Source organism: Butyrivibrio sp. (assembly GCF_017940685.1).
In the GTDB taxonomy this organism is placed as follows: domain Bacteria; phylum Bacillota; class Clostridia; order Lachnospirales; family Lachnospiraceae; genus Butyrivibrio.
The window spans coordinates 1-10,454 of record NZ_JAGAYD010000085.1 but is presented as its reverse complement, the minus strand read 5'-3'; the positions used below and the strand labels follow the sequence as shown (position 1 = coordinate 10,454).

The 10,454-nt window shown below is 43.6% G+C and carries 11 protein-coding genes; 1 reads left to right on the top strand and 10 read right to left on the bottom strand.

Annotated features, from left to right (window positions below):
* Positions 1–198: 198 nt before the first annotated feature.
* From J6I68_RS05640 to J6I68_RS05610, 7 genes are all read right to left on the bottom strand, one after another.
* Positions 199–1,215, bottom strand: a complete 1,017-nt coding sequence (locus tag J6I68_RS05640) for a TRAP transporter substrate-binding protein (protein WP_292218338.1) — start codon at positions 1,213–1,215, stop codon at positions 199–201.
* Complete coding sequence (locus J6I68_RS05635; protein ID WP_292218331.1) at positions 1,212–2,015, bottom strand: response regulator transcription factor; 804 nt, start codon at positions 2,013–2,015, stop codon at positions 1,212–1,214. Before J6I68_RS05635 ends, J6I68_RS05640 begins: the two co-directional genes overlap by 4 nt.
* 1 nt (position 2,016) lies before the next feature.
* Positions 2,017–3,519: a sensor histidine kinase gene (locus J6I68_RS05630; protein ID WP_292218328.1), complete on the bottom strand. Its 1,503-nt coding sequence runs from the start codon at positions 3,517–3,519 to the stop codon at positions 2,017–2,019.
* Between the two features lie 72 nt (positions 3,520–3,591).
* Entirely contained in the window at positions 3,592–4,062 is a 471-nt protein-coding gene (locus tag J6I68_RS05625; RefSeq protein ID WP_292218323.1) for a YcxB family protein, read from the bottom strand.
* Between the two features lie 22 nt (positions 4,063–4,084).
* On the bottom strand, positions 4,085–5,380 hold the full coding sequence (locus J6I68_RS05620) for a TRAP transporter large permease (RefSeq protein WP_292218320.1): 1,296 nt from the start codon (positions 5,378–5,380) through the stop codon (positions 4,085–4,087).
* Positions 5,380–5,904 carry a TRAP transporter small permease gene (locus J6I68_RS05615; protein ID WP_292218314.1) on the bottom strand — a complete coding sequence of 175 codons (525 nt, stop codon included), beginning with the start codon at positions 5,902–5,904 and terminating at the stop codon, positions 5,380–5,382. Before J6I68_RS05615 ends, J6I68_RS05620 begins: the two co-directional genes overlap by 1 nt.
* Before the next feature lie 48 nt (positions 5,905–5,952).
* Positions 5,953–7,050: a TRAP transporter substrate-binding protein gene (locus J6I68_RS05610; RefSeq protein WP_292218309.1), complete on the bottom strand. Its 1,098-nt coding sequence runs from the start codon at positions 7,048–7,050 to the stop codon at positions 5,953–5,955.
* Between the two features lie 186 nt (positions 7,051–7,236).
* On the opposite strand from J6I68_RS05610, the gene J6I68_RS05605 reads away from it, so the two are divergent.
* A complete protein-coding gene (locus tag J6I68_RS05605; protein ID WP_292218303.1) occupies positions 7,237–8,373 on the top strand; it encodes a GGDEF domain-containing protein in 1,137 nt (378 codons plus the stop codon).
* A 57-nt stretch (positions 8,374–8,430) separates the two neighbouring features.
* Here J6I68_RS05605 and J6I68_RS05600 read toward each other — a convergent pair whose 3' ends face one another.
* The 3 genes from J6I68_RS05600 to J6I68_RS05590 all read right to left on the bottom strand — a co-directional run.
* Positions 8,431–9,027, bottom strand: a complete 597-nt coding sequence (locus J6I68_RS05600) for a J domain-containing protein (protein WP_292218299.1) — start codon at positions 9,025–9,027, stop codon at positions 8,431–8,433.
* A 45-nt stretch (positions 9,028–9,072) separates the two neighbouring features.
* Positions 9,073–9,501: a hypothetical protein gene (locus tag J6I68_RS05595; protein WP_292218295.1), complete on the bottom strand. Its 429-nt coding sequence runs from the start codon at positions 9,499–9,501 to the stop codon at positions 9,073–9,075.
* Positions 9,502–9,757: 256 nt separating this feature from the next.
* The coding region (locus J6I68_RS05590; RefSeq protein WP_292218292.1) for a ParB/RepB/Spo0J family partition protein at positions 9,758–10,454 on the bottom strand (697 nt) is incomplete at its 5' end.

The window sequence follows — 10,454 nt, the reverse complement described above, 5'->3', positions numbered from 1 at the left end:
CACGGAAGAAGCAGGTCAAACCCTGCTTTCTTGGCGTGCCATTTGTTGTAAACACAAGATATGAAATTTCTAATACACGAACTATTACATCATTTTTGGGGGGACGAAAGTCATTTAAAATCCTTAACTAAATGACATTGGAACCGTCCCCCTGTCAGGTTGCGCGCAATAAGACAGTAGAACCGTCCCCGTGTCTTGTTAGTAGTTCATTATTTTCTGGAGTATATCCATTTGGTCGCCACAGTACTTTTCGTAGACGCTGGCCATGGCGGTTCGGAATTTTTCTTTTTCTTCCGGGGAAAGCTTGATGGTTGTTACGCCGCTTCTCTCTGCGATCTTGCGAGAGCTTTTTTCCCTCTCCTGCCAAAGCTCACGCTCATAGAGGGCTGACTGCCTGGCGCATTCTGTGAGGATCTGCTGGTCCTCTTTAGATAGCATGTCCCATACAGCCTTGGAACATATCTGGAGCTCCGGAACTCTGGTGTGCTCATCTAAGGTGTAGTACCTGGCTACCATGAAGTGCCTCATGGCCTCATAGGATGGCCAGTTGTTCTCAGCTCCGTCAACAAGTCCCTGCTCAAGAGCTGAGTAAACATCTGAATAAACGATCTTTACAGGGGTTGCCCCAAGAGCTGATACCATGTCTGCCATCATGTCTGACTCCTGGACTCTTATAGTCATACCCTGAAGGTCAGACAAGCTCTTGACGGGCCTTGTGGTGTAGAAGTTTCTCGCACCTGCATCGTACCAGGAAAGTCCCACCAGATCGTACCCAAGCGTCTTTGACAGGAACTCATCTCCAATCTCTCCGTCAAGTACTCGCCACATGTGGTCTGAATCCGTGTACAGGTACGGCACCTGCAAAACGTTCATATCCGGTACAAATTCCGCCAGCTGCGACAGTGACACTCTGGCAAAAGCCACACCACCATAGCGCATCTGCTCAATTACCTGCATCTCGCTGCCAAGCTCTGCGTCGCACTTAACAAGGATCTGAATCCTGCCACCTGTCTTTTCGTAGACAAGATCTGCAAACCGCCTTGCTCCCTGAGTTGTGGGATAGTCATCAATCTGGTTCTCAGCATACAGAAACACATACTCGGGAGAGACGTCTTTATTCTTTTTATTAATAAAAGAGAATATCCTTCCACCGGCAAACAGCAATATGATCACTGCCATGATGATCGCCAGCAGGTATCCCCACTTTTTATTCATTGTCCCAATACTCCATTTCTATATTCACTGGGGGTCTTGCCCACCATGCGCTTGAACACTCTTGTGAAATAGTTGGCATCCCTGTATCCGGCCTCCACACTTACGTCCTTGATATTGATCTGCGGATCCGCCAACAGCTCTTTTGCCCTGTCAATCCTGAACTCATTAAGATAAGTAATGAAGTTCTTGCCAAAGTTCTGTTTAAAAAGCTTGCAGAAGTACACATCCGAGTAGCCAAAAAGTCCAGCCACGTCCTGAAGGGCAATGTCTTCCTTATAATTATTTTCAATATATCTTGTAACCTCACCAACAATGATGTTGGAGGCAATCTCTTCGCCATCTGCCGTATCTTCTGCTTCCGCAAAAGAAATATCTTCCGCCAAAGCCTGATCCTCAGAAGATTCCTCTTCAAAGGCCTCCTCTTCTCTGTCAGCAAGCCTCATGGCTTCCTCAATGACATTTATAAGGTCCTCATCTGATCCCGGTTTAAGCAGATAGTCAAGGGCCCTTACCTCGATAGCTCTTTTCGCATAATTAAACTCATCAAAGGCCGTGAGGAAGATAATGCTGCAGTCCGGATGTTTCTTCCTTATCTGCGCAGCGGCGTCAAGACCGTTCATGCCCGGCATCTCTATATCAAGGATTGCGATCTGACAGTCATTGTCCTCAAAGGCGCTCACTGCCTCGATTCCGTTTTCCGCCATAAACACCAAAACCTGGTCAGGAAAGAATCCAAGTATTTTCTTATTTATAACCTGTCTCTCGATTGGCTCGTCGTCTGCCACAAGAATTCTGTACATTTTAGTCTCCTGCTCCCTTAATAGGAAGTTTTATCTTAACTATTGTTCCTTTGCCCAGTTCGCTTTCTATTTCAAAGCTGCTGCCTGTGTACATGGCCTTAATTCGCCTGTTGATATTTCCAAGGCCGATGCCCACGATATCAGCATCTAGAGCGATATCTTCGCCTCCAGCCAGCTGCTTTCTAATGCTGTCCAAAGTCTCCTTATCCATTCCGACGCCGGTATCTCCAACGTCTATAAGGAGTATGTCATCCTGCTGCCTGATCCTGATAAACACCTTTCCACCTTCAACCTTAGGAGAAATACCGTGGATAATGGCGTTTTCCAAAATAGGCTGGAAGGTAAAGGTTGGCACTATCACTGAGTTTTCATCCACCTGGCAGTCCACCTCAAACTCAACTCTTCCGCCAAACCTCATCTTCTGAAGATACATGTAGTCCCTTGAAACCTTAAGTTCCTGGGACAAAAGTGCCTCTTTTGCCTGGGTTTTGAGATTATATCTAAAGAGGGAGCTTAAGGCCTCAATCATCTGCTCAGTTGTTGCAGCATCCTCAAGGTTTGCCATTCCCGCAATGACATTCAGGGTGTTGAAAAGAAAATGAGGATTGATCTGGCTCTTTAAAAGCTCAAGGTTCATGGTCTCAAGCTGTTTTTCAATCTCCAAAGTCTCAAGCTCCTGGGCATGAAGCTGATCCAGGGCCTCTCTCTTTTCCTCAAGAGCCTTGATGTACTCTCCGGTTGCGAACTTCATCTTGTTAAAAGCCGTTACCAGGTCTCCGATCTCATCCTGGTTCTGAACCTCTACGTCTTCAATAAAAAAGTCGTTGGCCGCGATCTTCCTGGAGGAGGACGCCAGCTTAAGTACCGGCTCTGTTATGGATCTGTTCATCATCTTGGAGATCTGGATGATCACGATGAAAAGAACTATTCCAAAAGCCGCCACAAGAAATGGCACAGACAAAACTAGTGGCGTAAGTTCCAAGTACCTGGCATTGCCCTCAGTCATGGTGGCATCAACAAAGCGCTGGGCGTACAGGGCTAAATAGCTCTGCATGCTGTACACATCATAGAGCTTGTCAATATAAATGCTCTCAGACTGATAATCCGTGATCACCTGGTTCCTGTAGCTGCAATAGGTTTCATAGGCAGTCTGAAGTGACTGCAATATAGCATATCTCTCGGGGCCAAGGTGATTGTAGCTAAGGGGAACACCATAGATGGCATCATGCGTGCTCTTTACAACTTCATCCCATTCAGCAGAATTCGCAGGGTCTGAACTGTGAACGTAGGCGTCAAAAACTTCCGTCTCCCTGTCAATGGCATTTACAATCATACCGCTTCCGGCATTATCCACCATGATATCGTTAAAGTCCATCATAAAGAGCTTGACGATCCAGGCATCAAACATAATGGCAGCCAGTATCGCAATGAATACGCTGACGGTAAAGTACTTTATTTTGTTTTTAATGGTAAGTGTTTCCCAGAAAGTACGTATCTTTTTCATAAGCTAAAAAGAGGCTGCGTTATAGTTATATCAATAATTATAGCGCCGCCTCTATAAAAAAACTATTTAAAACTAGCCTCTTATCTTACTGCAAAGGAAGTTATAAAACTCTTCCTTTTCATTTCCAAGAACCCTGTTGGTAAGCATATATCCGTGGCTGTCATCTGACATAACAACTATCATGTTGTTACGCTTTATGGCATTTTTCACCTTGTTCCATCTGATGAGCTCAGACTGTCCTCCAGTGGATACATGGACGCCCACATCATCAAATTTAAGCTCCATGTCTCTTGGCATATTCTCCAGCTGTTTTACGCACATTCCATAAGTAGCAAGGGGCTGGATCACTGGAAAGACAAGGCACCCAAATATCATCAGTACCCGCAAAATGTCAGGTGCCGTTTTCCAGAACCTGAAAACCAAAAGGATCATGGCAACTGTAAAAACAATATTTACTACCCCAATGGCAGCTTTATAGGTGCGTACCATAGCCATCTTCCAAAGGTCAGATGCCTTGACATCGCACATATACTTATATTCCATAAAAGAACGTTCCTCGATAATATTACTTGTTGATCAGGTTCGGCAGGAACATACTGATCTCAGGTATAAATGTAAGCAGCATAAGGACTACGATCATGCAAAGATAGAAAGGAAGTGTAGCCTTAACTACTTTTTCCATCTTAACCTTACCTACAGCAGATCCGATAAAAAGAACTGCTCCTACAGGAGGTGTCAAAAGACCTATACCACAGTTAAGGATGATCATAACACCAAACTGTATTGGGTTGATTCCAATTGATGTAGCGATTGGAAGAAGGATAGGTGTTGCGATCAGGATGATCGGAGCCATATCCATTATACAACCAAGTACAAGAAGGATAAGGTTAAGTAAAAGAGCAATAAGTATAGGGTTACGTGTAAGACCAATTATGGCGTTAGCTGCAAGATCAGGCACGTGAAGGGTTGTAAGGCAGTATCCAAAGATACTTGAAGTAGAGATAAGGATCATAACAATTGAAAGAGTGTCTACACACTGCTCAAGTGTCTTCCAAACTCCCTTAAGGTCAAGTCCCTTGTAGATGAATACGCTGACGATAAGACTGTAGATAACAGCAATAGCAGCGGACTCTGTTGCAGTAAACACTCCGCCTACAACACCGAAAACTACTATAACAATAGCCGCAAGAGCCCAGAACGAAACACCAAGCTGTTTAACAAAGTCTTTTATACTAAATGGATCGCCCTTAGGATAATTGCGTCTTTTTGATATGATGAATGATCCGATCATCAGTGAAATAGCAAGAAGCGCTCCTGGAATGTATCCGGCAAGGAAAAGGCTTCCTACAGAAACACCACCTGCACTCATGGCATAAATGACCATGTTGTGGCTGGGAGGAACAAGAAGTCCCTCACAGGATGATGTAATTGTAACCGCTGTTGAGAAATCATCGTCATATCCCTGTTCAACCATCATAGGGATAAGGATACTTCCAAGGGATGCGGTATCAGCAGCTGCTGATCCTGAAATACCACCAAAGAAGTATGATGCCACGATATTAACCATGGCCATACCACCGGTCATCCAGCCTACACAGGCATTGGCCAGGGCAATAAGTTTTTCTGAAATACCACCTGTACCCATTATGCAGCCCATGGTGATAAAGAACGGAACAGCCATCAGTGAGAAAGAGCTGATACCTTTTACCATCTGCTGACAAACAGTAGTAAGTGGAAGTCCCTGATAAAGGAGACAAAAGATCGATGAAAGTGCAACCGCATAAGCGATCTGGAATCTTAAAAAGATCATTACAAGAAAGCTTATAAGAAGGATTGCTATGGCAGTAGTATTAGCTGTCATCAGACATTTACCTCCCTTCCGCAAAGTCTCTTGATGTGGTTGTAGATTGCCTCAAGCTCAAAAATGATCATGGCAAGACCTGCAACCGGGATTGGGAAATACATCCAAAATCTTGAAAGCTTGGGAAGTGAAACATACACACCCTTAGCTCCAAGTGTTGTGGCATACTGCCAACCAACAATAAGCATTACAAAAGCAAGTACAAGTACAAATGCATCTGAAACCAGATCCAATATCTTTAATAGTTTGTCAGGTAGATATCTGTCAAGAGCAGTCATACGAATGTGAGCACCGCGTCTGATGGCCAGAGCAGCAGATAAAACTGCCATATAAGACATGAGAGTGAGGACAATCTCCTCACTCCATGATGGGTCTGGTACAAAAGAAACGTATCTTCCAAGTACGCTCATGCTGGTGATCAGAATATCTGCCACCAGCAGGAGCTTACATACAAACAAAACAACTTTGTAGGTCACATCATATGCTGGCTTGATCTTGTCTACCGCGTTGAAGAAAGAATCCATAATACCTCCGGTATATAAAATCAAGACTAGCGTTTAGTTTTGTTAATATTATTTACCAAAATCAACGAGCTTCTGGTAGTAGTCCTCAAGTCCCTTGATGTTCTCTTCGATTACAGGCTTAACTGCTTCCTGCCAAGGTGTGATGTCATCAACTTCGATGATGTGTACGCCATCAGCCTTAAGCTCGTCAAGAACCTCTTTCTCTTTGCTCTCTGAGATTGATCTGTTGTACTCAGAAGCTGCCTTACCAGCGTCCATAAGGATCTGCTGCTGGTCTGCTGAAAGCTTGTTCCAAGCTTCGTCTGTGATGATAACCTGGATTGCACCAAGTGTATGTCCGTCAAGGATCATGTAAGGAGCAACCTCTGGGAATGCGTTTGACTTGTAGTTAGCGATAGGCTGCTCAGCGCCATCAACAACACCAGTCTGAAGAGCTGAGTAAAGCTCACCAAAGCTTACAACTGTAGGAGAAGCACCAAGGCCCTCTACAAGACCATTCATGATAGGGTCGTTAGAAACGCGAAGCTTCATGCCCTTGAATGATGTGATGTCCTTAACTTCGTTAACTGTGAAGAAATGACGGAAACCTTCCTCACCATAGAAAAGACCTCTTACGCCTGAACCGTTCTCAGAAGGCTCCTGAAGGAATTCCTGAGCAAGGTCTGATGTAGCGAATTTCCAGAAATGCTCACGGCTTGTGAAGATGTAAGGAAGTGAAAGAAGCATTGACTTCTGTCCGCCGTAGCTTGTAAGAGCGAAAGCTGAGATACGGGACATATCGATTGTGCCGCCGCCACCAAGCATAGAATCAAGCACGTCGTTCTCTGATCCAAGAACACCACTTGCCTGAAGGTCAATGATGATAGATCCGTTAGATCTTGACTCAACTTCTTCCTTGAACTTCTGGTCTGTCATACCAACAATAGTGTCAAGAGGGTTAACCTCTGCCATAACAAGAGTGATAGCATCTGCTGCAGGCTCAGCTGCAGGTGCCTCTGCTGCGGGTGCTTCTGCTGCTGGAGCTTCAGCTGCTGGTGCCTCTGCTGCAGGAGCTTCTGCTGGTGCTTCAGGTGCTGAAACGCCACATGCTGTCATGGAAAGAACCATAGCAGCTGTTAAAACTACTGATAAAAATCTTCTCTTCATTTTTTACCTCCCTAATTGTAAAAGAAAATGTTAGGACTTTTTCGTCCTTTGCTAAACAGATTATAAATTGTATAAACAAATCATTAAATCGGACATTATTATCATCGAATAGCATATTTTTAATGTCGCAAAAAGTAATGTATAATAGATTAAGACAATTATTTTGTTTCCTTAGGGAGAACTTACATGAACCTACTGGCTGTAGCAACTTCAGACTATATCGGCTTTATGCTTCTTGTAGCCATGCTGATATCCAGCAAGATAAGACGCGCAGATGCAGGCCACTTCGAATATAAGATTTTTACTGCCATCACAATACTTACCATGATCGCATGCGTAGTGGACTTTCTGGTTTTCTTTAGTGACGGTAAGAGCGGCATCCTGATGAGGATCCTTAACATGGCGGGAAACACCTTCTGTTTCATGGCCAATCCGATCTTTATCGCATCCTGGTGCATATATGAAGACCTTAAGCTTTACCACTCAATGACCAGGATAAAAAAGATTTACACCTACGCCTTTATACCAGCAGTAATAATGGGAATTTTAGCTCTTTTAAACAATATCTTCCCAATCATTTACACCATAGATGCCGACAATGTCTACCACAGACTTCCTCTTAGCTATCTCTATTACGTTGTAGACTTTGGATATGTCATTTTAAGTTACTACATACTAAAGAAATTTGAAGAGCGGTATGGAAAAGTAAGATTTTTCCCGCTTTATCTCATGGTTGGTCCGATCCTTATGGGATGTTTGCTCCAATCCATATTTTATGGTATCTCCCTTATTTGGGTATCCATATCCGTGGGCCTTACTGCAATTTATATGTCCCTTCAGAATGAGTTTTCATACCTCGACAGGCTTACTGGCCTCTACAACAGAGCCTATCTGGATTACCAGCTTGAAGTCATCTCCAAAGAGAAAAAAACTGTTGGCGGTATCATGATCGATGTTGACTACTTTAAGAGTATCAACGACAACTTTGGACACCATGCAGGAGATGAGGCACTCATAGATGTAGCAAGAGTCATCATTTTCGCCAAGCCCGACAAGGCTATCGCCACCAGATTTGCAGGAGATGAATTTATCATTCTTGTTCCTGAGACTTCTGAAAAAGAGATGAAGAACGTCCTAAAGAGCCTCCACGACGAGGTGGATCTGTTCAATGAAACAGAGGGAAGACAATACAAGCTGTCACTTTCCATGGGCTACAGCATATTCCACCAGGACAGCGAAACCATGGACGACTTCTTAAAGCACATGGACGACAACATGTACGAAGAAAAGCAAATCAATCACATACATGAACTTGCAAAATGAAGCGCAAAAAAGCTGCCACACCAGATGTTGGTGTGACAGCTTAAATTTTTATTGGGGTTAAAAGAAAAATACGAACCTCAAAAGTATTGAAACAATCTCGTATATGATAAACCACTTAAAGAGCTTGCCAAGAATGCTGCTGCCAGTGGATGGAGTATTCCAGCCATTTGCGTTATAGCTGCTATTTCTATATGCACCATTTCTATTGCTGTCAAAATTCCCAAACCTAAAGAATCCAAAGGGTCCAAAACCAAAGAAGGTTCCATAGTTCTCAAAAGGATTCTCACTGCTATCCTGCCAGCTATTAAATCCCCCATAGCCATTTCCGTAGCTGTTACTGTAGCCAGAACCTGTTCCTGTACCTGAACTGCTGTAGTATCCATCAGTTCCTGTGGCACTTCCATAACCGGATGTTCCACTGTATCCACTTCCATAACTAGATCCTGGTCCATATCCTGATGCATGTCTTGCAGTGTGAGGCTTGGATAAAATGTCGTATGCAGCATTGATCTCATTCATTCTCTGAGCTGCCACCTCATCTCCAGGATTAAGGTCCGGGTGATATTTCTTGGCAAGTGTTCTATATGCTTTTTTTATTTCTTCATCGGATGCTGAAGGACTTACTCCTAAAACTTTGTAGGGATCTTGTACCATAACGCTTCTCCCATGGCCACATGGCCATAATCAACTAAATCTTTTTCAAGTCTTTTTTATAAATCTGTTTCCACACTTTGGGCATCTTATCTCGATCTTGCCCTTTCCCTTGGGAACTCTTATCTTTTGTCCGCAGTCGCTACAAATGTAGTACTTACTTGTGCTGCCACTTTGCATGTTTAGCTTAAGAACTTCTCCCCTGCTTCTTATGCCTCTTGTCATCTGAAGATATTTCTGATTTTCAGCGTATCTTTTTGGAATATTTCTGGAAAAAGTTCTAAACATGGAATAAGCAAATAAGCCAATCCACATAAAGTATATTATCACACTACCTGCAAAGATATTTACCACCAGCAGTATCATCGATACTCCATAGCAGGCCCTTGCCATGTTATCAAAACCATTTCGCCCATACATGAGCCTCATCAAAAAACTCTGAAGCGCAAAACGCATCTGTCTTAAACTATTCTTCATTTTCATTCCTCGATGTTCTCTTTCTTTCCACAAATTTTACAATACTTCCGCCAAACAATAAATGTCTGTTTTCGCAAAATATGTGTTTTATTTTGCTATTAAAGAAAGATTATCATGTAACCCTTAATCCAACCTAAAAACAAGACACGGGGACGGTTCTACTGTCTCATTGCATGCAATGAGACAGTAGAACCGTCCCCGTGTCTTGTTGTGTGCAATGAGACAGTAGAACCGTCCCCGTGTCTTGTCCTGTATATCACTCTTCAGCTTTGACAAAGCTCTTACTTTTCTCGATTATCTCTTTTGACCAGTCGGCGCCGGTAGATTCCAGTGGGAATTCTTCGAAGTCCTTGGACTGGCTGTGGGTTACAAGTACCATGTCGTTGTCTATATGGACTGTCTGGCCGTACTTATTGGCGAAAAGAGCTGCCATGTTCTTTTCGGCTTCTGATTCAGAGACTTTTTTCTTGGAAGTTCCGGTGATGATGCCGTCTACGTGTACGGAGTATCTGCGGAAGTAGCGCTGCAGGTCATCAATGGAATAATAGTTGGCGGAATATATCCAGATGTCGTAGCCATGGGTGTTAAAGAACCTGAGGAGAGCTGGAATACCAAGTCTCATTCTCTGGTTGCTCTTACCTCCACGAAGTCCTGGAACCTTCTCTATGTAAGGATCATTTGCGTCACGAAGGATCACTTCATCAAGGTCCATGGTAACTCTCTTGTCGTGCTTGGAGTTTTCGATCATGCGCTTTATGTCTGCTGGCGTAGTCATGTTAATGATCTTAACAGGAACTTTTTTCATGCCAACCTTCATGGCTGCTGCCCACCTGTGATGACCATTGATCAGCATGTATCCGCTGGGATGAACCTTACCAACCATCAGGGGCTCCTGAATTGCAGGATATCCGTTTTGAGCGTTCTCCCTGAACTCATTTACATAATTGGATATT